The organism is Bacillus sp. B1-b2 (assembly GCF_009183415.1).
Taxonomy (GTDB): domain Bacteria; phylum Bacillota; class Bacilli; order Bacillales; family Cytobacillaceae; genus Niallia.
On sequence record NZ_WEHU01000007.1, the window covers coordinates 123,024 to 148,458 of the forward strand.

General features: G+C 35.2%; 26 protein-coding genes and 1 pseudogene. 7 read left to right on the plus strand and 20 right to left on the minus strand.

Features of this window, described 5'->3' with window-relative positions; translation table 11 throughout:
• Window positions 1-206 precede the first annotated feature (206 nt).
• Window positions 207-731 carry a hypothetical protein gene (locus F9279_RS08900; protein WP_016204963.1) on the plus strand — a complete coding sequence of 175 codons (525 nt, stop codon included), beginning with the start codon at window positions 207-209 and terminating at the stop codon, window positions 729-731.
• A 1-nt stretch (window position 732) separates the two neighbouring features.
• Entirely contained in the window at window positions 733-1,461 is a 729-nt protein-coding gene (locus tag F9279_RS08905) for a hypothetical protein (RefSeq protein WP_047943226.1), read from the plus strand.
• 249 nt (window positions 1,462-1,710) lie between these two features.
• Here the strand turns inward: F9279_RS08905 and F9279_RS08910 are convergent, their stop codons facing one another.
• The 4 genes from F9279_RS08910 to F9279_RS08925 form a co-directional block, all read right to left on the minus strand.
• Window positions 1,711-1,896, minus strand: coding sequence for a hypothetical protein (locus tag F9279_RS08910; protein ID WP_047943225.1), 186 nt, complete (start codon window positions 1,894-1,896; stop codon window positions 1,711-1,713).
• Between the two features lie 91 nt (window positions 1,897-1,987).
• On the minus strand, window positions 1,988-2,548 hold the full coding sequence (locus tag F9279_RS08915) for a recombinase family protein (RefSeq protein ID WP_047943224.1): 561 nt from the start codon (window positions 2,546-2,548) through the stop codon (window positions 1,988-1,990).
• A gap of 391 nt (window positions 2,549-2,939) precedes the next feature.
• Entirely contained in the window at window positions 2,940-4,319 is a 1,380-nt protein-coding gene (locus tag F9279_RS08920) for a phenylacetate--CoA ligase family protein (protein WP_053215731.1), read from the minus strand.
• A gap of 111 nt (window positions 4,320-4,430) precedes the next feature.
• On the minus strand, window positions 4,431-5,093 hold the full coding sequence (locus F9279_RS08925) for a class I SAM-dependent methyltransferase (protein WP_047943222.1): 663 nt from the start codon (window positions 5,091-5,093) through the stop codon (window positions 4,431-4,433).
• Between the two features lie 211 nt (window positions 5,094-5,304).
• On the opposite strand from F9279_RS08925, the gene F9279_RS08930 reads away from it, so the two are divergent.
• Complete coding sequence (locus F9279_RS08930; RefSeq protein WP_082138369.1) at window positions 5,305-5,685, plus strand: ArsR/SmtB family transcription factor; 381 nt, start codon at window positions 5,305-5,307, stop codon at window positions 5,683-5,685.
• Between the two features lie 164 nt (window positions 5,686-5,849).
• On the opposite strand, the gene ccsB is transcribed toward F9279_RS08930, so the two are convergent.
• The 4 genes from ccsB to resA form a co-directional block, all read right to left on the minus strand.
• Window positions 5,850-7,025: a c-type cytochrome biogenesis protein CcsB gene (ccsB, locus tag F9279_RS08935; protein ID WP_047943221.1), complete on the minus strand. Its 1,176-nt coding sequence runs from the start codon at window positions 7,023-7,025 to the stop codon at window positions 5,850-5,852.
• A gap of 22 nt (window positions 7,026-7,047) precedes the next feature.
• Window positions 7,048-8,682: a cytochrome c biogenesis protein ResB gene (locus tag F9279_RS08940; protein ID WP_047943220.1), complete on the minus strand. Its 1,635-nt coding sequence runs from the start codon at window positions 8,680-8,682 to the stop codon at window positions 7,048-7,050.
• A 104-nt stretch (window positions 8,683-8,786) separates the two neighbouring features.
• Window positions 8,787-9,494 carry a cytochrome c biogenesis CcdA family protein gene (locus tag F9279_RS08945; protein WP_047943219.1) on the minus strand — a complete coding sequence of 236 codons (708 nt, stop codon included), beginning with the start codon at window positions 9,492-9,494 and terminating at the stop codon, window positions 8,787-8,789.
• A 28-nt stretch (window positions 9,495-9,522) separates the two neighbouring features.
• Window positions 9,523-10,050 (minus strand): thiol-disulfide oxidoreductase ResA, encoded by a 528-nt coding sequence (gene resA, locus F9279_RS08950; protein WP_047943218.1) that lies wholly within the window; start codon window positions 10,048-10,050, stop codon window positions 9,523-9,525.
• 263 nt (window positions 10,051-10,313) lie between these two features.
• Between resA and F9279_RS08955 the strand changes: the two genes are divergently transcribed.
• The 3 genes from F9279_RS08955 (at window position 10,314) to cysK (ending at window position 13,044) form a co-directional block, all read left to right on the plus strand.
• The gene (locus F9279_RS08955; RefSeq protein WP_047943217.1) at window positions 10,314-10,991 is read left to right on the plus strand and encodes a CadD family cadmium resistance transporter; all 678 of its coding nucleotides are present in this window, start codon (window positions 10,314-10,316) and stop codon (window positions 10,989-10,991) included.
• Between the two features lie 100 nt (window positions 10,992-11,091).
• On the plus strand, window positions 11,092-11,547 hold the full coding sequence (gene lspA / locus F9279_RS08960; protein ID WP_226752555.1) for a signal peptidase II: 456 nt from the start codon (window positions 11,092-11,094) through the stop codon (window positions 11,545-11,547).
• A gap of 561 nt (window positions 11,548-12,108) precedes the next feature.
• Complete coding sequence (gene cysK / locus F9279_RS08965; protein ID WP_173427269.1) at window positions 12,109-13,044, plus strand: cysteine synthase A; 936 nt, start codon at window positions 12,109-12,111, stop codon at window positions 13,042-13,044.
• Window positions 13,045-13,123: 79 nt separating this feature from the next.
• On the opposite strand, the gene F9279_RS08970 is transcribed toward cysK, so the two are convergent.
• On the minus strand, window positions 13,124-13,348 hold the full coding sequence (locus tag F9279_RS08970) for a hypothetical protein (protein WP_047943215.1): 225 nt from the start codon (window positions 13,346-13,348) through the stop codon (window positions 13,124-13,126).
• 181 nt (window positions 13,349-13,529) lie between these two features.
• Here F9279_RS08970 and F9279_RS08975 point away from each other — a divergent pair, with 181 nt between their 5' ends.
• Entirely contained in the window at window positions 13,530-13,832 is a 303-nt protein-coding gene (locus tag F9279_RS08975) for a hypothetical protein (RefSeq protein WP_226752556.1), read from the plus strand.
• Between the two features lie 223 nt (window positions 13,833-14,055).
• On the opposite strand, the pseudogene F9279_RS25660 reads toward F9279_RS08975, so the two are convergent.
• The 11 genes and pseudogenes from F9279_RS25660 to F9279_RS09040 form a co-directional block, all read right to left on the minus strand.
• Window positions 14,056-14,271: pseudogene (locus F9279_RS25660) on the minus strand ((2Fe-2S)-binding protein); the annotation flags it as partial.
• A 232-nt stretch (window positions 14,272-14,503) separates the two neighbouring features.
• Window positions 14,504-16,144 (minus strand): mercury(II) reductase, encoded by a 1,641-nt coding sequence (merA, locus tag F9279_RS08985; protein WP_047943213.1) that lies wholly within the window; start codon window positions 16,142-16,144, stop codon window positions 14,504-14,506.
• 15 nt (window positions 16,145-16,159) lie between these two features.
• A complete protein-coding gene (gene merP, locus F9279_RS08990) occupies window positions 16,160-16,456 on the minus strand; it encodes a mercury resistance system substrate-binding protein MerP (RefSeq protein WP_220040973.1) in 297 nt (98 codons plus the stop codon).
• Between the two features lie 50 nt (window positions 16,457-16,506).
• Window positions 16,507-16,809: a mercuric transport protein MerT gene (gene merT / locus F9279_RS08995; RefSeq protein WP_047943212.1), complete on the minus strand. Its 303-nt coding sequence runs from the start codon at window positions 16,807-16,809 to the stop codon at window positions 16,507-16,509.
• Window positions 16,806-17,066: a hypothetical protein gene (locus F9279_RS09000; protein ID WP_047943211.1), complete on the minus strand. Its 261-nt coding sequence runs from the start codon at window positions 17,064-17,066 to the stop codon at window positions 16,806-16,808. Before F9279_RS09000 ends, merT begins: the two co-directional genes overlap by 4 nt.
• Window positions 17,067-17,079: 13 nt before the next feature.
• Window positions 17,080-17,478 (minus strand): mercury resistance transcriptional regulator MerR1, encoded by a 399-nt coding sequence (merR1, locus tag F9279_RS09005; RefSeq protein ID WP_047943210.1) that lies wholly within the window; start codon window positions 17,476-17,478, stop codon window positions 17,080-17,082.
• A 508-nt stretch (window positions 17,479-17,986) separates the two neighbouring features.
• Window positions 17,987-18,976, minus strand: coding sequence for an arsenic resistance protein (locus F9279_RS09015; RefSeq protein ID WP_082138368.1), 990 nt, complete (start codon window positions 18,974-18,976; stop codon window positions 17,987-17,989).
• 289 nt (window positions 18,977-19,265) lie between these two features.
• Entirely contained in the window at window positions 19,266-20,684 is a 1,419-nt protein-coding gene (gene lpdA, locus F9279_RS09025) for a dihydrolipoyl dehydrogenase (protein WP_047943208.1), read from the minus strand.
• A 235-nt stretch (window positions 20,685-20,919) separates the two neighbouring features.
• Window positions 20,920-23,319: a heavy metal translocating P-type ATPase gene (locus tag F9279_RS09030; RefSeq protein ID WP_047943207.1), complete on the minus strand. Its 2,400-nt coding sequence runs from the start codon at window positions 23,317-23,319 to the stop codon at window positions 20,920-20,922.
• Window positions 23,312-23,677, minus strand: coding sequence for an ArsR/SmtB family transcription factor (locus F9279_RS09035; RefSeq protein ID WP_047943206.1), 366 nt, complete (start codon window positions 23,675-23,677; stop codon window positions 23,312-23,314). The genes F9279_RS09030 and F9279_RS09035 overlap by 8 nt, the downstream gene beginning before the upstream one ends.
• Window positions 23,678-24,079: 402 nt before the next feature.
• Window positions 24,080-25,339 (minus strand): cytochrome P450, encoded by a 1,260-nt coding sequence (locus F9279_RS09040; RefSeq protein WP_047943205.1) that lies wholly within the window; start codon window positions 25,337-25,339, stop codon window positions 24,080-24,082.
• Window positions 25,340-25,435 lie beyond the last annotated feature (96 nt).

Below are 25,435 nucleotides of genomic sequence, written 5' to 3' on the forward strand. Positions count from 1 at the left end.
GCACAGACTAAGAACTTGTTTGTGCTACTTAATAATCTATGTATGATTAACTTTTTTTACTTCACCTCTATTCAGTTTTCCCCCCTCATTCAACAATCTATATAGCTCCTATGGAACAACAAATAAATTTTCTGAAAACACTTCCATTATTATCCTTTTATGATATATAATGAAATTGAAACTAATATAATAGGAGGTTGTTTTCTTTGAAATTTAAAAGTTTTCTAGCATTATTAGTAGTTTTTGTTCTATCATTTGCATTGGTACCAAATATATCTGCAAATGAATCAGTTTATGTAAATGAGGATGGTCAAGTTCTCCAATATTTAGATGAAGTAGCAAATGAAGAAATACCTGTAGATGAAAAAAATCCAGAAAAAGAAATTCAGCTGTTTAGCTCTATTGTTGGTGGTGGAGTAGCAAAAGCATGGCCAATAAAAGGTGGAGCAGAAACAACTGTAGAATTAATTTCCCCTGTGCATAGTATTCAAAGAGGAAGTCTAACCTATACTTTTGAAAAACAAAATGAAAAGGGTACATGGCTATTTTATGGTAGAGCAACAAGGTCTTCCTCAGGTTCTAATTCTCGAATATTTTCACAGGGAATAAATTGGGTCCTTAAGCCAGGAACTTATAGAATAAAAGTAGGAGGTACTTTAACGGCACTTACAGCTCCAGACAGTACTTTAATAGTTCAACAAATTTTCTCCAATAAAGTGACAGTAAAATAAAATGAAAAATTTCAAAAAAATTTCTAGAGAAGAATTAGTTATTTTAGATACAGAAAATAATGTAATTGTTAACTTCGACCATAAAGAAAAAATAACAAACATAAGAAATATTGAAGTACCTAATAATTTATCGATTGTGCAACAAATGATAATTTCAAAATACTACTATATTTCTGATGATTTCCAAGAGTTAATATATATAAATAAAAATAATAAATACGAATATGATAATATTATATGCTTATTTAATAAAGGATATTATTGTTATAAGGACAATAATAAAATTGCTATTCTATTATCACACCCCAAACAGCAAGCTATTGATAATTTTAGAGACTCGGTGAAAAAGAATACTCTAAGCCCTTTTTTAAATTGTTTTTATAAGAAAAAAACGATAAATACATTGGTTAGTGACCCTGAAGAAATGGTGTCATTAGAGATGACTGAAACCGATCCTATTGTACCAGAGAAAAGAATATTAAGTTACTATTTACTTGACACACTATCTACTAATTCTTCATCAATAGATTCAGAACATAAACACTTACTGAATTTTTTACAAAGTCATTATCCAATTAGCTTTGCTATTCCTTCACCGGATAATATTTCGTTAAATAGCGATATTAATAATAATTTGGGTATAAACTTACTATCATCAATTTATAAAAAAATTGTATTTATAATAGATGATAAAGATAATAGTATTTTACAAATATCATTTTACAAATAAATATAAAAGGTTGTAGAGAAAGAAGCAACTCCTCTACAACCTTTTTATATTTGCGAACCAACAGTCCGTATTTTATGTCCATTTTGGTGGATGTTCATTAATCCTTCTAAACGGCAGGTGCGAAATACTTCCACATCTTTTTTTTCTAGCAAGCTTCATTTAACTTTTTCTCTTTCTAAATTTTTTAGTAATAGGAATAATAAAGATGATTAAAAAATCAAATAATTGTTTGAAAGAATAATAAAGTCGTTAATTTTCAAATACAATACCAATTATCCCCCTTATCCATTCATTACAATACTTTATTAATTCATTTTCTGTAATCGTCATTTTATCAAAAACTAGATATAGATTTTTACCACTATCCCCTGCATATTTAACGGTAATATCATATAATTCAAAAAGGCAAATCAATAATAAGTTTTGATAATCCAATTCACCTTCTAGGGGCAGTACCAGCGTTCGTGCAACCAGGGGCAAAGTAAATCTGAGAAATGATCGACAGAATTCCTTTGTCCGATGGTTGCTACTCGATTTTATTGTTATTTTGCATCTTACGATACAAAGTCATGCGAGAAATACCAGCCTTCTCGGCAGCATCAGTACGACTCAACCCTTGGTCCATAAGATACAAGGCATACTTAACCTTTTCCTCATCGGTTTTCGGTCTTCCAGGATATTTTCCTCGTTTCCTTGCAGCCAGAATCCCTTCTTTTGTCCGTTCAGAAGTTAAATCTCTCTCAAATTGAGCAATACCCGCAAAGATAGTAAACAACATTTTCCCATGTGCTGTTGTTGTATCAAGCCAGGATTCCTTTAAACTTTTTAAATGCGCTCCCTTTTGTGAGATGAGTTCTGTAATTTCAATAAGGTCTTTCGTAGAACGGGATAGACGAGTCAGATCCGTCACAACAACCGTATCGTTCATTCGCAAAAATTCCAACATACGATTCAACTCCGGTCGCCCTCGTTTCGTACCAGTTACTTTTTCAAAGAAAATGCGATCACACCCAAATTCTTCAAGTTGTTTCTTTTGGCGATCCAAATTTTGATCAAATGTAGAAACACGCATATAGCCAAACTTCATGTTCATCCTCTCCTCTATCAAATATTGTACCAAAATCCATTCGTGATAAATATTGTTACGAATAATATTGTGACATATTTTTGTTACGCTCATTATACGAGTTAGCTAGACTAAAAGTTGATCATCACTACACGTAACAAAAATGTTCGTTTTTGTTACGTGTAGTACAAAAAAAGCTTATTATTAAAAGTAATAATGTTTATGATATTTATTTTATGTACTATTTGGGATCTAATATAATAAATAGAAAAGATAAGACTGATTTCTCCAACACTAAGGTGAATTAGCCTTGTCTTTATATGTCCAGAGCAAAAACGTGAATTTAATACTGTAAGCAAATTTGAAATCTCTTAGCGTACAGAATATACGTCAATGTTATTTAATATTTGTTTTATTTAAGATAATCAATCAAAACATGCTGGTACTTTCCACTTTTAAGGTGCCTTTGTGGCAATTCTTCCGATTTTTCTATTGAAAGGTTAGTTAGTCCCTGGGTAGCAAAGTAATCTAATAGGGCTTCTCTAACATTTTCCCAAACTTGATCTCTAAGATTACCCTCGTCTACTTCTAAACGTACTGTTAATTTATCTGGTGCCGTTTGAATTAGTTGAAAACGCCTTACGCCTAGTATTTCCTCCACAATGGTTTTTAGAGCCAAGGGCAGAATATGAACGATTTGACCGTTGGAGGTAGAGAATTTTAAAATGTCATCCGTTCTCCCTTCGACTTGAACGACCGGGAATGGTCTCCCGCATTTGCATGGTTCCGAAAACATGGTGACACGGTCAGTTAGTTCATAACGAATTAGGGGCTGAATTCTGTTGGCCAGATTTGTAATTAAAACCGAATGGGATTGTTTTCCTGATGGCACAGGTTGGTAAAATTCATCTACCGGTTCAAATATAATCCAATCGGTATTTACATGAAACTGACCTTCTTCACATTCGAAAGTCATGGCTGTTGCTTCTGTACCGCCGTAAAGATCTAGAACGCGAGCTTGGAAAACAGATTCTAGTTTCGCACGAACATTTGGATATAACTTTTCTCCCCCCAAAAGGATTGCAACAGGCTGAATATGTAACCGACCTGCTTTTTGTTCCTCTGCTAGAATTTCCATCGCTGTTGCATACCCCCCAATTAAGGCTGGTTGATATTCATTCAATTCTTTTACAAGCGTGGAAAGGGGGAATTGGATAGAAAAAGCTCTAATTTTTCCGTTCGAAGGATTTCTTAAACGCAGACGTTCAGCTGTGCTGAATGCCGTAAAATGACCAGCCGTAGAACATACCGCCGCATTTCGTCCGCCCTTGGCTGCTACTTTCAATATGTCACTCCATTTTAATTTTGTTGTTCCGCGAATAGCCATTAATGTTTTCATGATAGTATCTGAAGCTTTATCCTGAATAAAGATTCCAGGTACTCCGGTTGACCCTGAAGTGGTCGAAACCATATAGCGCCCTAAATAAAGATGTCCAACTAATGACATATTTGACACGAATTCCTTTACACCTTCTATGGTGATTTCTGGATCAGTTACCCAATCATTAAAATGGTCCATGAGTTCTGATTTGGTGACTGGAGGGATTTGCTGTATGCTTGAAATCCGTTCAGGCAACTCGCTATATTTTTGTGCGTAATATTGAGAGTTTGATCTTGCAAAACTAATAAGGTCAGTTAAACGAGATAGTTGCCGAGAGAGAATGTCTTCTGGTTTGCCTCGTTTAACCTTCCAGATATCCGTAACTGCTTTTAAAGGTGAAATATTCTCCATGTATGTCATTCCCATCTCTCTGTTTTAATTTTTTATGGTCAATACTATTTACAGTAAAATGGACATTTAAAAATTACATAATGCAAGAAGTCTGATAAAAAATCAAACAGCTTATGGCTTAAAAGCTTTATATGCCCTTAGTGTGCCCGTGATAGTTGAAAATTGTCCAGTTTCTTCTATTAAAACAAATCCTGTTTCTTTTAATAGGCTAGGGATAACCCCTTTAACATGATTTGAAGTTGTTTCAAACCCATCTAAAAATTGAATAGGAAAAAATGCAACACGCATCAACCAATTTTGTGGCTTTTCAAAATCAATAATATGGAATTGGCCACCAGATTTGAGTGTCCGATAAACTTCTTCAAATGTTTTCTTTTTCATTTCCAGAGTTAAATGATGAATAAATAAACTTGTAAATATGTGATGAAATAGATTATTGGAAAAGGGAAGTTTATAAGAAAACCCTTCCTCAAAGGTGATATTATTAACTTGAGTTTCTTTAATTTTCTCCATAGCAATTGATAATATTTCAGGATCAGCATCAACCCCAATTACTTGCACACCAGGTTGTGATTGCTGTATTAAAAGTGCCAGCGTACCTGTACCGCAAGCTAAATCCATTATCGTTTCCTTTTGTTGGAGGTTTGCTTGCTTAACTAAATGCGTTTTAAACTTTTTTTCTTGCATTCCCCATTGAATTAACGGATCATAAAATCGAGTCATCCAATGGTATTTTAGTGCAGGGATATAATCACCTTTCTTGTTTTTATCCATTAAACATGCATCCCTTCATTTATAATAACTTATGATGATTTTTGGATTACTTATAAACTAAGAGCGAAAATAAAGTAACATGTTGATCTTACGATTTGTGACATAAAAGAATATGAAACACTTCGCTTCTTTATTCAAGTAAATATTTGAATATTGACATTAAAGCTTGCTCATTATAAGCTAATCACATATTTTTAATGAGGTGGGAAAATTGTCATTAGTTGATAAAAATATAAAAGATACTCTAAAAGATGAATGTGAGATCTATTGTTATGACCCTATAAAAGTATCAAGGTTACAAGATTTGTTAAGTTCTAAAAGTACACTTCATCTATCAAAAAAATTTAAACTTCTTGCTGATGAGACACGATTAAAGATTATTCTTTCATTAGCTATAGAAGGGGAACTTTGTGTATGTGATGTGGCTAATATTATTCAGTCCTCTATAGCTACAGCTTCGTATCATTTGAGGTTTTTAAAACGCTCAGGTGTAGCTAACTATAGAAAGGAAGGTAAATTAGCATTTTACTATATCGATGATGAAATTTTTAAATCGATGGTTCTACTTTCTTTTCATCATAAGGAGAGTTGAATAAGAATAGAAATTCGGATATGTTTAAAATACATTTTCAAAAATACTGTCAATTTACATAAGTGGAGGGGATCTACAAGATTATTCCCCTCCAATAACATAGATAAAAATGAATTTAGATTTATCACATAAACTTTTAGTTAGCTTTAAAAGAATTTATTTCTTTATGCATAAGAGTGTAGACCAGCAATAATTAGATTAACGAAAATTAGGTTGAAAATAATAATTCCAAAACCTATTACTCCGAGCCATGCTGATTTTTCACCATGCCAACCTTTCGATAGGCGGAGGTGTAAATAGGCAGCATAAAATAACCATGTAATTAAGGCCCATACCTCCTTAGGATCCCATCCCCAGAAACGCGTCCACGCAATTTGAGCCCAGATCATCGCAAAAATAAGAGCACCCAAAGTGAATATTGGAAAACCTATTGCAACGGATCTGTATCCGATTTCATCGACCAAATCAAGTTTGATATTTTTCGTTAATGGCTGAAGCGCTGCAGCAATTCTTTTTCTTAAAATCAGTCTTAGCACCCCGTATAAAAATAAACCTGTAACAGATGACCAGATAACTGTGTTTAGTTTGCCTGCTGCAATGATAGCTGGTACTTCAACAAAGGCTTCCATTTTACCTTTTGTAAGTAATTCACCTTGATTTGGACCTACAATGGAAGGTAGATTATATGTCATTTCAACCTCTTGATCATTTTTATCAACCCATTTGTAGACGGCTTCATACTCCATCCCTCTGAAAACACTTGTAACCACTACAAAAGCAAGTGTCGCCACAATCGTGTACATGACAACTTCTAGCCAAAAGGTCCCTTTTGAGCGTTTCGTCTGATCAACAGAACGAAGTAAATAAATGACCCCTGAAATGAAACTACTGGCCAAAATAGCTGAACCTAGTGCAGTTGTTGTTACGTGAATAGCAAGCCAATCGCTTTGAAGTGCTGGTATTAATGGAGAAATGTCTGTCGGAAACATACTCCCATAAGCAATAATCAATAATGTTATTGGTAAAGTAAACAAACCTAATACTGCTACCTTATAGATAAAATAAAGAATTATGAAAGCCAGGACCATCATCATGCTAAAGGCTGTAATGAATTCAAACATATTACTAACAGGCGCTTGTCCAGAAGCGACCCATCGAGTAATAAAATATCCCAAATGGGAAGCAAAAGCTAGAATAGTGATAGTTATTGCGACTTTTGCCCATTTACTTGGTTTTTCATATTGTTTTCTCTTATCTCGAATAGCTCCTCCAAATAAAAATGTTGCAACTAGATATAGTAAGAATGCTGCATATAATAAGTTACTGCTAAGGGCTACCACATCATTTCCTCCTTTACGAATTTTAGCTTTTCTCGTTTGTTTGATCGGTTAGTTCTTGAATGCTGGTTTCTTTTAAAATACCGTTCACTTCATTTTGTATACCATACCAATTTTTATTTGTATGTCCTGCAATTAATACGTTGTCACCATCCCGTCTAATCCATATACGTCTATGATTCCAATACATTCCTTGAATAACTCCAATCATGAAAATAGCACCGCCAACTCCTAGAAACCATAACGTATTATCTTTCCGAACTGTAAGGGCTGACAGGTTTTTTGTTTCAACGCCTTCAAATTTCATTTTTAATTGATTATCTTCGTCTGGGTCAAATGTTTGTTTAATGGCAATAAAGCTTCTTTCACCTTCTGGTTTTTCAGGAGATATCATGTTAAATACAAATGCTGGATTGTCGGGAACACGGTTTTTTGTATCAGGTACACCTTCACTATTGAAATAGAAGTTTGGCAAATAAGTCACAATTTCAACTTTATACCCATTGCCTAAATCATACTCCTTGTTTGGCTCTAACAAATCAACTTTAATCTTGCCAAAACTTTCTTCTGTCTCTTTGTCTACTAAATTAAAATTAAACTTATTTAGTTCATTTAATTTATAAGAGGTTTGATAAAGAGCATATGAATCGTGTTTTAAGGGGTAATTAACTCTAATTTGTTCATCTTTTATCTTTTCAAGTTCAGGTTCTGCCCCGTGAACAATTTCACCCTTTCGTTCATACAAAGTCACGTTTGTTTGAAAGTTTTTAACGACATTTCCATCTCCGACTCGTGAAAGAGTATTAGAAAAAACTTCATCCTCTTGATCTTTTTGATAGGTATCCATAATGAACTTATCGCTGGTTAAATAGTATTTTCCATCGGTTCCTGGGATAACACTTGTTTCACCGTCACGAATCCAAAGCATTTCGTCTACATACATCCCCGGCACAAATCGCAGCATTCCTCCAATGAGGAAAATAATTAGTCCAACATGGTTCACATAAGGTCCCCATCTTGAAAATCGACTTTTTTCAGCTAGAAAATGACCATTTTCTTCACGTACTTGATAACGCTTCCTCTTCAAGTTGGATATTATCAAATCCAGTTGTTCATCAAGGTTCTCTTCGACATTTGTTTCACTGAAAAGACGTTGTCTACGCAAGAAACTTTCATGACGTGTAATCCCTTGCTTTTTCAAAGCGCGATACAATGGAATAAACCGGTCCAAACTCGCGACAACAAGTGATATCCCAAGAGCTGCTATTAATAAAAAATACCACCATGAACTATATAGATTGTGAAAACCTAATTCATAATACATTTGTCCAAGAAATCCATATTCATCTTTATAAAACTCTTGTGGGACAACGGTTGGAGGAATATACATCTCTTGAGGAAAAATGGTTCCAATCGCAGAAGCAATTAAAAGAAGAACAATTATCCAAATTCCTACTTTAACGGATGAGAAAAAGTTCCAAATCTTATCGATAAGTGACTTTTTATATGTTTGTGAGCGTCTTGCGCCTCCATCGTATCTCATATCCAATAGTTTTTCAGAAACTTCATCCTTCTTATTCCCGATAGTTCGTCCACAAGATTCACAAAGAACCGTTCCATGTGGAATGGAGTGACCACATTCGCATTTGACATGTTCCATTCTAATAACTCCTTACGATTTAATCATTTAAATATACTTAACTACACTTTTAATTTTTCAGATTTGCTTTTTAATCCATTAAAAAGAATGATTCTAAAAACCCCTTAAAATCCAGTAAATCCTCCGAACAAACTTGTTAAGACTGCAATAATTTTTGTCATCATATTAAAGTACAATAATCCCCCCATCACAATCATCAAAATGCCTCCTATTGACATAAAGATTGCACTGTGTTTCTTTAGAAAAGTCATCTTATCGATAAATAAAGACATTAATAGAAATGGAATAGAAAAACCTAAGACATAGAACAGCATGTATAGTAATCCTTTTCCTGGGTCTGATACACCTAATGCAATGACACCTGCAAGAATTGGACCTGTACAAGGAGTCCATCCAGCAGCAAAACCAAGCCCAATTAAAATTGATCCAATATAACCTGAAGGCCTCTTTTGAAAATGAATTTTCTTATCAGAAAGTAGGAAATCAAATTTAAGAACCCCTGTTAGAACTAAACCAAAAAACACCATCACAATAGCTCCAAGTTGCCTTAACAAATCTTGATAATCCATAAAAAATGTACCGATAAAAGAAGTAGAAAGTCCCAAAGCTAAAAATATGATGGAAAATCCTACCAAAAACAAGATGGTGTGTATAAAAGCTTTCCTTCTTAAAATACCTTTTCCTTCTTTTAGGTCATTTATAGACACTCCTGTAATATAGGAAAGAAAAGCTGGATACAAAGGAAGTGAACAAGGCGAAATAAATGATAAAAGACCTGCACCAAATGCAAGAAATAAGCTTAGTTGTTCCAAAAAGATACCACCTAACTGTTTATTAATTCTATGGCTTAATGAGTTCCATGTAATTTGCTATATCCCTTTCGGTCATACTTCCTGTGATCACTTTTAACACTTTTCCTTTCTTATCGATCAAAAATGTTGTAGGAATCGGGGTTATGTCATATGCTTCCGTCACAGCTCGATCTTTATCTTTAAGTATAGGAAATGTAAGCCCATGCCTATTTACAAACGATTCAATAGCAATATCACTTTCTGCAATATTAACCGCCAATATCTCTACACCAAGATTCTTAAAATGGTTATACTGTCTTTCCATATATGGCATTTCCTTTTCACAAGGCTTGCACCAAGTACCCCAAAAGTTTAGAAAAACTCCTTTTCCTTTTAAATCAGAAAGTTGAACGTTGTTACCGTTCATATCTTCAAGAACAAAATCAGGTGCTTGATCCCCTGCTTGAACCCGTATTCTTTCAGTGAAAAAGTTTTGATAAAGAGTATAGGCTACTGCTAAAGCCATAAGAAGTAGAAGGCTAATACGTACAATAGATCTGGTTCTTTTGTTTTTCATTTTACTCTCCCTTTTTATTTTCATTCAAACCAACATTTTAATGTTGACATTTTACATTAATAATTTTAATCTAAAAGCACAATATACTCAAATGATTATTTGAATAATAACTTCCAATATTTTCACCTAAAATACTATCTATTAATTTTAGGATCGTGCAAAGTGAAATTCTAAATCATTACATGAAGGGTAAATAATAGAATGTGTAACAAACTAACACAACAAAATATATTCTATTCCGTATTTTAAAAAGGAGTTTTTTTATGAATTTAATTTTAACTATTCTCTCTGCTTTAGGGTCTTTTATAGTAACCAATATCGATGATATTTTTGTCTTGATGTTGCTGTTCTCTCAGGCAAGTTCACAAGCTAAAGCAAGTAATGGCCGAACGGTTAACATGCAGCCGAAGGGAAGTCGTATTTACCCTAAAGATATAGTCATTGGCCAATATCTTGGTTTTGCACTTTTAGTTTTAATTAGCCTTTTAGCTACATTTGGAGTAACACTCATTCCTGATCAGTGGGTAGGATTATTAGGACTAATCCCGATCTACCTAGGAGTTAAACTGTTTATAAAGGGTGAAGATGAAAATGAAGGTGCTATTCTTTCCAGTTTAAATAAATTTAATAAGTTCTATTTAAGTGTAGCCTTTATCACCTTTGCTAATGGTGGAGATAATATTGGAATTTATGTTCCGTTCTTTTCTACTTTAAATAACAACCAACTGGTCATTACAGTTGTTACTTTCTTTATAATGGTTGCGGTCTGGTGTTTAATCGGATATCGTCTAGCAAGATTCAGATATGTTTCTGAAACACTTGAGAAATACGGCCGATGGGTTATTCCAATTGTGTTTATAGGATTAGGCCTTTATATCATGGCAGAAAATAATATATTTTCTAACCTGTGGTCTCACTTCGTAAATTTTGAAAATAATTAAATTCTCAATTAACCGTAATGACTTACGATCATTTTACTGATAAATCCCCTTTACTTTTAAAGTATTAAGTACAATTCTTTATAGAAAATAGAACTCCGAGGTGACGACTTTGTATTGGATCATTATTCTCACAGTAAGTATTGATCAATTATGTAAATATTTAGTTCGAAATTTTATGGACTACGGACAATCCATTCCACTTATCAATGGTGTTTTTCAATTAACATCTCATCGTAATGCGGGTGCTGCCTGGGGAATTTTTTCGGGACAAAAAATATTCTTGATTAGTATTGCAATTATTGTTATTGTCTTTGGCCTTATTTATTCTCGTAAAGTCTCCGATAAGCTAACACGTATAGCCTTTGGATTTTTTATAGGAGGTGCAATGGGAAACGTTGTAGATCGTTTAATTTTTGGGGAAGTAACAGATATGTTCGAAGTTACATTTATTAATTATCCAATTTTTAATACTGCGGATGTATTTTTAGTTAGTGGAGCTATTTTATTAATGATAAGTACTTATAGAGAATCTAAAACACAAAAAAATCTATCCTAGATTATAGACACAAATCCATTTCTCATTCGATTTTTAAAGAAATTGACAAAATAACTTTATTAATTAAACGATTATTTTATTATTGAAATGAAGTGTGTTTTTCTTTATATGAATATTCCGTAAAACTCTTCAGGAAAGAGCTTTTAAGTTTTTTTATCATCCTTTCGAAAGGAGGTGATAAATTGTATTATTGATTGAAATCGGAACTACTGCGTTAGCACACAACAGTAATAACAATAGCAATAATCACTCAATGTTCGATCGTACACACTACCATTTATGAAGGAAATGCAGCCAAATCTAACCGAACAAGAAATCAAAAATATGTATGATTTGTGTCTCAGCGACCAGGGACAAGCCTTAAACGCTATGCTCAGTACGAAAAATAATGAGCAAAATGCAATGAAAGTTGAACTAAGTCATAGACAATACGTGATAACGACTGTGATATAGGGTGGTAATAAATAGCTATCGCCATTTCAGGAAAGATAAGCCCTATCACTGTGAAGGGCAGTGGTTGGTAAGCCTATATACCAACAATTACTAGTATTGGAGGAGATTTTGATGAAAGTGGCTAATTCAATTGTAGAACTTATCGGGAATACTCCACTTGTTAAACTAAATCGCGTTGTAAATCCTGATCATGCAGATGTCTATTTAAAGCTTGAATATTTTAACCCAGGAAGTAGTGTAAAGGATCGTATTGCTATAGCCATGATTGAAGCAGCTGAAAAAGATGGAATCCTAAAGCCGGGAAGTACGATTGTTGAGCCAACTAGTGGAAATACAGGAATTGGGTTAGCAATGGTAGCTGCCGCAAAGGGATACAAAACGATTATCGTCATGCCAGAAACCATGAGTATGGAACGTCGAAATTTACTCCGTGCCTATGGTGCCGAGCTCGTTTTAACTCCTGGACCGGAAGGTATGGGGGGAGCAATTCGCAAAGCTCAAGAGTTATTGGAGGAAAATCCACAGTATTTTGTTCCTCAGCAGTTTAATAATCCAGCCAATCCAAAAATCCATCAAGAAACAACTGGACAAGAGCTTGTTGGTCAAGCTGAAGAAATTGGTGGAATTGATGCTTTTGTTTCTGGAATTGGTACAGGAGGTACGGTTACAGGTGCTGGTCAGGTCCTTAAGGAAAAGTTTCCAGCAATACATATTGTTGCCGTTGAGCCAGTAGCATCCCCAGTCCTTTCTGGCGGTAAGCCAGGACCTCATAAAATTCAAGGAATTGGAGCTGGATTCATACCGGAAATTTTAGATACTGAAATTTATGATGAGGTCATTACAGTAGAGAATGAGCAAGCTTTTGAAACTTCACGTCTGGTAGCAAAACAAGAAGGGATTCTTGGTGGGATTTCTTCAGGAGCTGCCATATATGCTGCCTTGAAAGTAGCTGAGAAGCTTGGTAAAGGAAAAAAAGTTGTTGCGATTATTCCAAGTAATGGAGAAAGATATTTAAGCACACCTCTTTATCAATTCGAAGGTTAAAAATTCTATGGGTGTAACTTGTTAAGAGCTACACCCATAGAATTTTTTTAGTGAAAAAAAGGAGTAACCTGTTTATATATTATGAAAGGCCTTTATACTTTCTTTCTAAATTACATAATCTCCTTTCAATATGATGGATCTTTTCTAATATTTCCTTTTGCATCAACAATTGCTGATACATCATTTTCCTCATATCATCCATAAATTTTTTCTCAATTTCCCATTCCTTTTCCTCTTGTCCATTATTTTCTTCTAATCGATAAACATATGGATATTGATACCATTGATTAGGATAATAATACATTTTTACCCTCCTTTTCATACGAGCGATCAATCTAAAATATGTATATAGGTAAAACTCAGTGTTTGTTTAAAAAAGTTTATTTTACTTATAAAGAAAGCTTTATCATTTTTGAATTTTTGTAAAATTCAATCTTCCCTTTTTTCGTATTTTATATATATGGGTATAATGAAGACAAAGGAGGGTGGAAGTATTGAAAAAATTACTTACGTCTTTTGTAGCTATTGCTTTATTTCTAGGTATTGGCACTGCTGCTCTTGCACATTCAAACAACACTCCTAGTCAAGGGAATGGGAATGGAAATTTGCAACAAATGATGGATTATTGTTCTGAAATGATGGATTCTTTCATGAATAATCATCAAAACAATATACCTAATGAAACCTCAACATCAAAGAATTTAAATACAGGACAGACAAATTCAAATAATAGTACCACGAATAACCACCAGAACCAAAACCATTCTATGTATGACGATTGTTGGTAGAAAATAACAACAGAAAGAGCATGGGCTACAATAAATGTCCAAGCTCTTTCTTTTTTTTATAAATAAAAAAACAGTTTCCTATATCCTTACACAATATTTACGTCTTTCATGCTAATTGTAGCTTTGAAATGTTAAAAGTTTGATAAAAATGGATTCTCATATCAATACTTAGTTCAATTTTTTATAAAAAAGTTTGATCATTTCGTTGAAGGTGAATTTTTATTTAGGTTAGTTCTTTGATATAGCCAATAACATTCCCTAAACAACAACTACCTTGAGGGTTGTTCACCTCACAACCACATCGGTTTCCTTTTATGTTTTCACGAATATGTTTTACTGGATTAGGAGTAAGTCCTTTTTCAATATATTGTTTAATTTTTTCTTTTGTCCAACCGAAACAATAGCAGACTGGAACAACGGAAGAATCATCTTTTTGATGGGGTAGCGTCAGGAAAATGCGGATTTACAACGATAAGGAAATTACAATAATAAAAAGCCCAATTTCTCAGTATTAAAATTGAGAATTTGGACTTTTTTCGTTACTCTAGAAAAGCGTCTGAGTGTGGAAGATCTTAGTATAAAAGAATCAATATTGAAGTAATGTTTCTTACTATACTAAAGCGACCCGTTAGTAGCAAAAGGTAAGGTAAAAAAGCTCCAAAAAAGAAGATTTAACCAGCACAACAAGATAATTTTGAAACATCTTTATCAAACGTAAGGGCAGCTAATTTTAACCCTTCTGCCATTGTTAAATATGGGGCAAGGGTTTCGCGAATATCATCTATGGTTAAACCGAATTTGACAGCTAATGTAGCTGCATAAATTACGTCTCCTGCATTTTCTGCCACCACATGAGCTCCCAAAACTTTCATTGTTTTCGAGTCTGCCACTAATTTAAACACGCCTGTTGTTTCCCGATTAACCAAGGCCCTCGGAACGGCATCTAACGGTAAAACGGATGTTTTAACCTCATAGCCTTTATCTTTTGCCTGTTGCTCCGTTAAACCAACGGTTGCAATTGCCGGGCCCGTAAACGTAACCCCTGGAACCACTTCTAAATTTAGCTTTTTGTTCAGTCCTCCGATAGCATTTCCTGCTGCCACTCCACCCTGATAGGCTGCCACATACACGAATTGGGGACCTAGCGTGACATCTCCTGCGGCATAAATACGAGTATTTGTTGTTCTTGAATAATCATCTATTATGATTTCACCACGAGAACCTATTTCCACGCCTGCTGCCTGTAAGTTTAAAGTAGCCGTGTTTGGTGTTCTGCCTGTCGCAACTAGCAATTGATCTGCTTCAATGATACGCTTCTTGCCATTAACTTCTACAAGAACCTTTTTTATGTCTCCATTTTTTTCGATTCGTTCATAGGTTGCTCCTTTTACAAGATTTATTCCTTGTTCGACTAGAGATTTTTCAACTGATTCTGAAATCTCTGGATCATATTCTTTTAAGAGGCGTTCACTTCGTTGCATTAACGTAACTTCTGAGCCGAGATTATGAAATAGTTGTCCTAATTCCATGCCAATATAACCAGAACCAATAACCACAAGACGTTTTGGTACCTTCTTTAATTCAAGTAAAGACGTGCTAGTTAAATAATCTACCTCATTAAGCCCAGGAATGTTTGGTTTAGCTGGTGAAGCACCTGTCGCGATTAAGAATCGTTTAGCCGATATAAGTGCTCCGTTCACTTCAACAGTTTTTTCATCTACGAATTTTGCTTCACCTTCTATTAATTCGAAACCATAGTCATCAATTAAATCAACATATTTAGAGTTTCTAAGCTCTGTTACCAACTCATTTTTTTGTTTAATCAATGGCGCCAAATCAACTTCACCGGCTGATGTATGCAATCCTACAAACGGATTGTTTTTTGCTAAATGATTAATTTCGCCAGCACGTAACAAGGTCTTTGAAGGAACACAACCAATATTTACACATGTTCCACCAATTGTTCCACGCTCAATCATCGCCACTTTTGCTCCATATTTCACGGCTTCAATGGCTGATGAAAAGGCAGCTCCGCCGGAACCAATGATGATGTAATCATAGTCACCTTCATCACCTAACTGTACCATTTCTTGCAATTGTATTTCTTCAACTTCTCCTGGTTGATATTTAGCTTCAGCAATCACTTTCTTCGCTGTTTCAACTTCTACGTCATTTGGAAGTTCAAATACAGCTTCCCCACGGCGAAAATCCACTTCAATCCCGTTTGCTCCCATGTTTTCAAGAGCAACAGCAACATGCTCTTCGCAACCCGTACAGGTCATTCCTTGAACGTTTACTCGATATTTTTTCATGTTAAAGCCCTCCTTTTACTCGACTCCAAGCCCTAAATCCGACACTGCCAACTTAATTGATTTTAAATCCGTTTTCTTATCATCATAAGATACTGTTACTTTCCCCTTACTTCCACTGACTTTAATGGCTGTTTTGCCAACACCATTCACTTGTTTCAAAACATCTTTGACAACTGAAGGCGGACAACAATCCATCCCCAAAACCGTAAATGTCCCTGTTTTAGTTTTTTCAATGGTAGCTTTTACATGCTCCTTAGCATCTATAGTATTTTGTGCTTCTTTTTCGTTACTACACGCACTAACCACTAACAGAAGGGATAATTAATCCTAATTAAGTGTACTCTCATATAAACACCTCATTTTTATAATCCACCTTCAACTAGAAATAAAAAAAGAAACATACAAAAAACGAAAAATGTCGTGATCCATAAGCCGATGATAGAACTTTTTCTTTTTCCCTTTCTTCCATAAACCATGTAAAAGGAGTAAGCAAGAAGGATAATCGTTACGATGCTAAACAATAATCGATATTTCAATGAGTAGAAGGCTAATGCTCCGGCAAAACCGGTTAATCCCAGGGGGATAAAAATCAACGGGCCCAGGCAGCATCCAGCCATAACAAAAGCCGAAAAGATGGTAGCTAATTGCGACACTCTTTCCTTCATGCTTTAAACCTCTCCATGCTACAACAATCATGTGTCGTTGTGCTTTCTTTCTTTGTTTCTGGATTAAGTTTCCTCCAACCCATAAAAAGAGCAAAAACGAACAACAGACCCATCATGATGAAAATAATATCTTTATATTCCGTGAAGTATGATGCCAATGCTGTTCCTGCAAACAACGGAAGCAGTAAAACCAGATGGCATGGGCATGTGATTAGAGCGACAAGAAACCAACCTGTGCTTTTTATTGTATTTTTCATCCTGTTTCACCTCTTATTTCTTCATCAGTGTTTCAATAATAGGGCATTCGTAAATATCTTTGTTTTCGGGACATCTTTCTTTAAGATCCACCAGTATTCGTTCAATTCTCTTAAGATCTTCAATTTTACGCTGGATGTCCTCTATCTTAAGAACAGTGAAATCATACATATCACGGCATTTGGTTTCGTCGCGATCGACGACCCCTAGCAATTTATCAATTTCGTTTAAGGTAAATCCCAGTTCCTGCATCCGTTTGATAAAATTCAACCGATCGACGGTTGGTTCTGAATACATTCGGTACCCTTTTTCGGTACGATCAGGCTCTGGAACTAATCCTAAACGTTCATAATATCGTATGGTCTCCTTGTTAACGCTACACTTTTCAGCCAGTTCTCCAATACGAAATTGCATTTATCTCACCTCATATAAAGTATAAACCCTGTACCATGGTATAGGGTCAAGAATAGTATTATTTATATTTTATCGATTAACTGTGACTTTAAGAGATAAATTGCACGTTTTTTAAACGCGATTTTGCACTATAAGTAAATATAAAAAGCCCAATGTCCCAATAAATTGAGAAATTAGGCTTTTTTCGTTGCTTCATTAAAGCGTCCGTTTGTGGAAGTATCTTGTTTAAGTGTTGCTTTGAAATAAAGTTTGATCAAAAATACCTCGCAAACCCATATTTTACGATAAATAAAAAGAATCCATTTTTGAAAAAAGTTTGATCAAAATGGATTCTTATCCAGCAGATTTAAGTTTGGTTTTTATAAAAAAGTTTGATCATTTTCTACCTATGTTGCTCTACAATCGCGCATGATTGTTGTAGATCACTAAAGCTTCTATTAACTGGTTTAGTAAAAGAAGAAACTATTGATATATTCATTTCCCTCTCTCAATCAAACATTAATATTACTTAAAGTCCCTCTTTGTAATCAGTATGATCTTTCAGTATCAATTTAGGTATAGCCTTGATATAGAATAATTCTCCGATCAACTCCACAATGGTCTGTGTAACAATCACAGCTGCAGCTAACGTTGCCCAAGAATCGGGTAAAGCTAATGCTAAAGGAAGAACTACAAGGGAGTTCCTTGTTCCAGTACTAAAGATTAATGCTCTTCCTGCACCTATATCTAATTTGAACACAAATGCGATAAAACGCGATATAAATGGTGTAATGATTAAAAACAAAATATATATCGGAATCACACGCACAATAATTTCGAAATCACTGTATACCTTACCAATTTGGGAAGTCACTACCACAATTAATACTAAAGCCATAAATGGTACGGGGAACCACGTTGTAATATCTAATACCTTCTCACCTAGTGCTGTCTTTTTAGCCCACAATTGAGTAATGATCGCTAATATTAAAGGCGTAACTATTAGTAATAAAAAAGCTTCTAGGAATGGCTCTATATGAACAACTCCTCCCATTTCTTCACCTATAAATAGCCATAAATACAATGGAAGTAATATCATTTGTACTACAAACAAAATAGGCGTGGAAGCTAACATTAATTTCTCATTTCCCTTTCCAAGTTGAGTAAAGACTATTACGTAGTCAATACATGGCGTAAGTAAAACCAAACAAACGCCTAATAAAATTGGTGGAGATTGTGGAAATATCATTGTTAATATCCAAACAATTATAGGCACAGCTATAAAATTTCCAATTAGTAATGCCGCCATGAATCTGAGATTTGAAATTGCCTCACGTAGTTTTAAGAATGGAATTTGTGCAAACATTCCATACATGAGAATGGCTATGAGTGGCGAAATAGCCCAATCTAAGCCTTTTCCTAAATCCTCGTTTGAGATACCTAGAATCCCTCCAAACAGAAGCGATATACCATAGATCCAAATTTGTTGATTTTCTAACTTTTCTCTAGTAATATTCACTTTTAAAATCATCCTTTATTAATACTATCTTTTCGAATTGTTTCTCAGTTAAGTAAGCTTTTATCTTTTTCAAAATACCTTCATTCTTCTATCACGTTTTAACAACAAGTGCCATTTGAATGAACCTTTGTGAAACATTCCGACCAAGTAAGACATTCACACTTCAATCCATTCTTTAATACATCCAACATTAATGATTTCCATTAATCGTCACTCCAAAATAAATAATTCGACCTGCACGTATGATTGTGCAGGCCTAGTTAAATTAAATATGCTCTAACTGTTCGAATTATTTTTTATTCAGCATATGAATAGCATGTCCCATAACGCCTTCAGCTGCTTCCATGAGTGGTTCAGGTAAAGTTGGGTGTGCATGAATTGTAAGGCTGAGATCTTCTGCCGTTGCCCCTGACTCAATTGCAAAAACTGCTTCAGCAATAAGAGATGATACTTCTGGCCCTACCATTTGTACACCTAAAACCCGATTAGATTCTTTATCCGCCACAACTTGTACAAAACCATCGGCATCCGAAACAGATAAAGCTCTGCCGTTAGCTTGGAATGGAAAACGGCTAGAGACCGTTTCATATCCTTCTTCCTTTGCTTCCTTCTCCGTTAAACCTGTATAGGCTACTTCAGGATCGCTAAAAATAACAAAAGGCATTGCCTGAAAATCAATTACACTTTTTAGCCCACTTATTACCTCTGCAGCTATCTTACCTTCATAACTAGCTTTATGAGCAAGGAGGTAACCACCAGCACAGTCCCCGATCGCATATACATGTTCAACATTTGTTTGACATGTATTATTTATCTTAATAAAACCGCGTTGATCTAATTCAACCCCGATATTTTCCAATCCAACTTTTCCTGTGTTCGGTTTTCTTCCAATGGAAACTAAGCAATAATCCCCTTTAATTATCTCTTCCTTCCCATTAACCTGAACTTGAACATTTACTTCATCGCCTGTATTTTCTCCACCTTGGACTAAAGCATTCGTTATAACTGTGATTCCAAGTTCCTTTAAATGACGTTTTACTACATTTGTAAGCATAGGGTCCGTACCTGGAAGAATTGTATCTGATCCTTCAAGGATGGTCACTTTAGCTCCGAATTTAGCATAAGCAGTACCCAATTCCAAACCGATATAACCACCACCTACTACAACTAAATGTTTTGGTACTTCTTGAAGCATCAATGCCTCAGTTGAAGAGATAATTCTTTTTCTATCAAATGGCATACTTTTTAACTCAGTAGGTAATGATCCTATCGCAAGGATTAAGTCTTTGTATGAAAAGAATTTTTCTTCGTTACCAATTTTGATTTTGGCAACATAGGGTTCAGTAAGATAAGCTTCCCCACTAATGACTTCCACTCCATTGCCTTTCAGTAAAGTCCGAACTCCATTCGTTAGTTTATTTACTATACCGTCCTTCCACTTCACTACTTCTGGCATCTCTACTTCAACTTCACCAGAAACCTTTATTCCCATTGAGTTGGCATGTTTTATGTGTTTTACTCGTTCAGAAGCACTAATAAGAGCCTTTGAAGGTATACAACCACGGTTAAGGCAAACCCCTCCTAGTTCTGCTTTATCCACCAAAACCACTTTTTTCCCTAACTGAGCAGCACGTATGGCAGCTACATAACCTCCTGATCCTGCGCCTATAACTAACAGATCTACATCATTTTTTCCTTCAACAGTCATTTCAGTTTCCTCCTTCGATTTTATAAAGAATGAAAAGAATTATTTTAAATTAAGGATGAAAGCGTTTTTGTCCCATGTGGATACCAATATGTAATATAAAAGCTGCTGTTTTACTTATACCCAATCTTTCCATTTTTAATTAGGCTGGATATTTAGAAGTTATACTATTAATGAGATCATTTTTAGAAAAGGGCTTTCCAATCTGTCTGGAAAGCCCTTTTTAGCCCTTTTCCCTTTATTCTTTCACTCTCATTAGTCGCAAACCATTTAGTGCTACCAGAAGGGTTGCACCCATATCAGAAAGGATAGCAATCCAGAGCGTTAACCAACCTGGGATAACCAATAGTAAGGCAATAAATTTAATAGCAATTGCAAAAGTAATGTTAGCTTTGATTATATTTAGAGTTTTTCGGCTAAGTTTTACAGTGAATGGAAGTTTTCTTAGATCGTCACCCATTAGAGCGACGTCTGCCGTTTCCAGGGCTGTATCTGTACCAGCTCCACCCATTGCAATTCCAACTGTTGAGGCCGCCAATGCAGGTGCATCATTGACACCATCTCCTACCATAGCTACGTTGCCATACTCAGATCTCAACTGTTTAATAAAGTCTAATTTGTCCTGTGGCATTAGTTCTGCCTCAATATCAGATACTCCAACCTGCCCTCCGATAGCATTAGCAGTACCTTTGTTATCACCTGTAAGCATAATTGTTTTTTTGATTCCAAGTTGATGTAACTTTTGAATAATTTCCTTACTTGATTCACGAACTTCATCAGCAACTGCAATAACTGCAAGTATTTCTTTTTCGGTTCCAATAATCATGGCTGTCTTACCTTGATTTTGAAGTGTAGTAACATTTTGTTCTAAGTCTTTATCGAAATTAGAAATTGCTAATTCTTTAAAGAGTTTCGGACTTCCAATGTAATAAGTAGTCCCGTTTACAATACCTTTGATACCCTTACCTGTAATAGAAGAGAAGTCCTCTACCTGTACGTCAGAATAAGAAATGTTCTCCTCTTCTGCTTTTTTCATAATCGCAGATGCAAGTGGATGCTGAGAACGATACTCTAATGCAGTAATGATGGATAGTAATTCTTTTTCATTTATCTGTTTGTTCAACACATTAAAATCAGTTACAGCTGGGACACCTTTTGTTAATGTACCTGTTTTATCAAATGCAATAGCCTTTAAGGCACCCATTTCTTCTAAATACACTCCGCCTTTTACAAGGACACCTTTTTTTGCGGCATTCCCAATCGCTGAAACGATAGAAATCGGAGTCGATATGACCAACGCACAAGGACAACCAACAACAAGAACAGCTAATCCTTGATAAACCCATGTTTCCCAACTACCATCAAAGAATATAGGAGGGACGATAGCAACTAATGCTGCAATGATCATAATGATCGGTGTGTAATATTTTGCAAATTTATCGACAAATGCTTGCGAAGGAGCCCGTTCTCCTTGTGCTTCCTCTACAAGATGAATAATTTTAGAAATCGTTGTATCTTCTACAAGTTTCGTTATTTTTACTTCAAGTAATCCTTCTTCATTTAATGTACCTGCAAATACTTCATCATCAACTGTTTTCTCAACAGGGACTGATTCACCGGTAATAGCTGCTTGGTTGACTGCAGAGTAGCCACTTACGACTACACCATCCATCGCAATCTTTTGACCAGGTTTGACAATCATAATATCCCCAACAGCAATATCATCGACATGAATCATTATTTCTTGCCCATTACGTCTAACGAGTGCCTCTTTAGGAGCGATATCCATTAATGAACGAATCGATTGTCTTGCTCTGTCCATAGAGAATCGCTCAAGTGCTTCACTGATTGCAAAGAGAATAACAACAATGGCAACTTCTGCCCATTCTCCAATAATAGCACCACCTATAACAGCTACTGTCATAAGGGTTTTCATGTCAAATTCAAAGCGTAGTAAATTTTTCAAACCGACTTTAAAAAGTGACAACCCTCCAATAATCATGGATGCTAAAAACAATAAGGTAGTAACAATGTTCTCTTCTCCGTTCACAGACGAGGAAAGGTAACCAAAAGCAATCAATAAGGAAGCATAAAGTAGAGTACTATGCTTTTTATAAAACGGCACTTTTTCTTCTTTCGTATCTTCTTTTACCTCTTGTGAAACTTGGCGAGCCGATTTTTCAGGAGTCACTTTAAGATTTTCGAATGCACCGGCTTTTTCTAGTTCTTCAATTGTTGCATCACCGTAAACAGATATCTTAGATGCACCAAAATTTACTTTTGCATCCTGAACTCCTGGAAGCTGTTTTACGTTATTCTCAAATTTCCCAGCACAGTTTGCACATGTAAATCCTTCAACACGGTAAACATTTTTATCCTCTTTAACCTCTTGTTTAGCTTCCCGCCTTGGTTTTTCAGGAGCCACTTTAAGGTTCTCAAATGCACCAGCTTTTTCTAGTTCTTCAATCGTTGTATCACCGTAAACGGATATCTTAGATGCACCAAAATTCACTTTTGCATCTTGAACTCCTGGAAGTTTTTTAACATTTTTTTCAAACTTCCCTGCACAATTTGCGCATGTAAACCCCTGAACGCGATAAACATTTTTTTCAGCCTCTAATGCTTTTGCTTCAGACAATTTTTACAACCTCCTTCTGATGTGCAAATGCAACCTGTATTAGTTGCTTTACATGATCATCATCTAATGAATAGTAAACTAACTTACCTTCTTTTCGATATTTAGCTAATCCAAGATTTTTAAGTAACCTCAAATGATGAGATGTTGTGGCAGTTGTAGCACCAACAATATTTGCTACATCACATACACACAATTCATCTTCCAAAGAAAGAGTATACGCAATCTTAATCCTAGTATCATCCGATAAAGCTTTAAAAACTTTGGCTACATCCATAGGATTTTGTTGGAGTAGTTCATTTTTACCTCTTTTGACTTTTTCTTCATCTATACACGTAACTTCACATGCATCATATTGCAAATTTTTCACCTCATATCAATCAAATATTCATTTGAATATTATTATATGTGAACAAAAACAAATAGTCAAATATACGTTTGAATATAATTTGCATAAAAAGCAGGTTTTCTTTAGTTTGCAGTAATTAATTATTCTTATAACTAAATTTAATTTCCTTTTTATGTTGGATACACTAGAAATATTGTCAGGGTGCCAGTTTTAAAACTTGAAGAGTTTTTCAATATAAAAAGCCCAATTTATCTCTTTATTAGAGAAAAATAGGCTTTGCGGCTGACTCTCCATTAATTAAGGTGTCTTCCTTATAAAACAGACTTCTGTGATTAAGAAATCAACTTTTGTCATTTATCTTGTTCGGCAAAAGGCGTACTTAATAAGCTAATTATCTACGAAAATTTAGTGTAATTATAACTTTCGTTTAACATTCTTTATCACTACTTTGCTATGGGGAATACTTGGCATGCTCACCATGCTGTAACTTAAATCCTGGTTAGGAATTTCATATTCCATACGCTTGGCCAGATAATCAAGACTTACTTTCATGACTTCAATGGTGACCCACTCTCCAGCACAGCGATGACCCATAAAGTAATCACCACCACCCTGCGGAATGAAGCCAAATGGGCTTCCTTCCCATTTAGCAAACCGATCAGGACTGAACAAATCTGGGTTTTCCCAAATTTCAGGGTCATGATTTGTGCCATAAAGATCCAGTAAAGTTAATGTGCCTTCTTCAAATTTATAGCCGTTCCAGGTGAAATCTTTTTTTACCAATGCTACGACAAACGGAAAAAACGGATAAAAACGGCGAACTTCCTGTACAAACATCTGAGCATATTTTTCATCACGGGATTCAAGTTTCTCCCTTTCTTCCGGATAATGATACAATGCCAGCGCAGTGAAATTGATGAATATAGCGATCGCCACAATAGGTCTCAAGATATTGATCACTTCCACAGCAGCAGTCTCGGTATCCAAAAGATTCCCTTCTAAATCGCGATGCCAGGCAAATATATGTAAAGCTGTATCTTCTGGAGGATTTATTTCCTCATTACGCACCTTATCAACTAACTCACCAATCCAATTTTCTACTTTATTTCTTGCATTTCTCGCTAGCCAATGATTTGGACCAACGGCAGCCGGAGACTCGAACATCGCCGCCAAGTCTTTTGTCAATTCCTTAACATCGTCTTCTTCCAACGGGACACCTGCCCACTGGCAGGCTGTTCTGCATAGGATTTCTTTTACTTCTTCATAAAGAATAACTTCATCCATCTGTCCCCATTTATTTAGTGCTGTCTTCCACTGTATTTTTGTAATGTTTGTTAAGTTTTGAAGTCCTTTAGGAGACATGATGGACATAAACATTTCTTTCCGATGTTTGTGATCTTGTCCATCCAATGCCTGCACACCATTCTTCCCAAACAATGTTTGAACCGCCCGGTTCGGTGCTGCATCTTTCCTTTTGAATTTTTCAGTGTCATAAAAAACTTTCGCAGCTTCCTTTCCTACCATGCAAATCGCTTTCTTTCCTAGCAATCGGGTCTCAAATATATCAGAATTAAAACTTTTACGTCTGTTCAAAATGTACATGTATCCTTCTCTCATAAGGCTTAAGCTATGATCTATGCCCTCTTCCCGAGGCATTTGATTTGTATCTGCCATATCATTCATCTCCATTTTCATTAGTGATGTTTTTATTCTTTGTAACTTTTCCCTATTTACTCATAAAAAAACTTGAATCACATACCACATATTGAA

What these genes read in the sequence shown, in the direction of transcription:
- merA (WP_047943213.1), bottom strand. Translation starts at nt 16,144, where the DNA reads ATGAAAAAATATCGAGTAAACGTTCAAGGAATGACCTGTACGGGTTGC.
- resA (WP_047943218.1), bottom strand. Translation starts at nt 10,050, where the DNA reads ATGAAAAACAAAAGAACCAGATCTATTGTACGTATTAGCCTTCTACTT.
- F9279_RS08955 (WP_047943217.1), top strand. Translation starts at nt 10,314, where the DNA reads ATGAATTTAATTTTAACTATTCTCTCTGCTTTAGGGTCTTTTATAGTA.
- F9279_RS09040 (WP_047943205.1), bottom strand. Translation starts at nt 25,339, where the DNA reads ATGGCAGATACAAATCAAATGCCTCGGGAAGAGGGCATAGATCATAGC.
- lpdA (WP_047943208.1), bottom strand. Translation starts at nt 20,684, where the DNA reads ATGACTGTTGAAGGAAAAAATGATGTAGATCTGTTAGTTATAGGCGCA.
- merR1 (WP_047943210.1), bottom strand. Translation starts at nt 17,478, where the DNA reads ATGCAATTTCGTATTGGAGAACTGGCTGAAAAGTGTAGCGTTAACAAG.
- F9279_RS09000 (WP_047943211.1), bottom strand. Translation starts at nt 17,066, where the DNA reads ATGAAAAATACAATAAAAAGCACAGGTTGGTTTCTTGTCGCTCTAATC.
- F9279_RS08970 (WP_047943215.1), bottom strand. Translation starts at nt 13,348, where the DNA reads ATGTATTATTATCCTAATCAATGGTATCAATATCCATATGTTTATCGA.
- merT (WP_047943212.1), bottom strand. Translation starts at nt 16,809, where the DNA reads ATGAAGGAAAGAGTGTCGCAATTAGCTACCATCTTTTCGGCTTTTGTT.
- F9279_RS08920 (WP_053215731.1), bottom strand. Translation starts at nt 4,319, where the DNA reads ATGGAGAATATTTCACCTTTAAAAGCAGTTACGGATATCTGGAAGGTT.
- F9279_RS08940 (WP_047943220.1), bottom strand. Translation starts at nt 8,682, where the DNA reads ATGGAACATGTCAAATGCGAATGTGGTCACTCCATTCCACATGGAACG.
- F9279_RS08925 (WP_047943222.1), bottom strand. Translation starts at nt 5,093, where the DNA reads ATGGATAAAAACAAGAAAGGTGATTATATCCCTGCACTAAAATACCAT.
- F9279_RS08905 (WP_047943226.1), top strand. Translation starts at nt 733, where the DNA reads ATGAAAAATTTCAAAAAAATTTCTAGAGAAGAATTAGTTATTTTAGAT.
- F9279_RS08915 (WP_047943224.1), bottom strand. Translation starts at nt 2,548, where the DNA reads ATGAAGTTTGGCTATATGCGTGTTTCTACATTTGATCAAAATTTGGAT.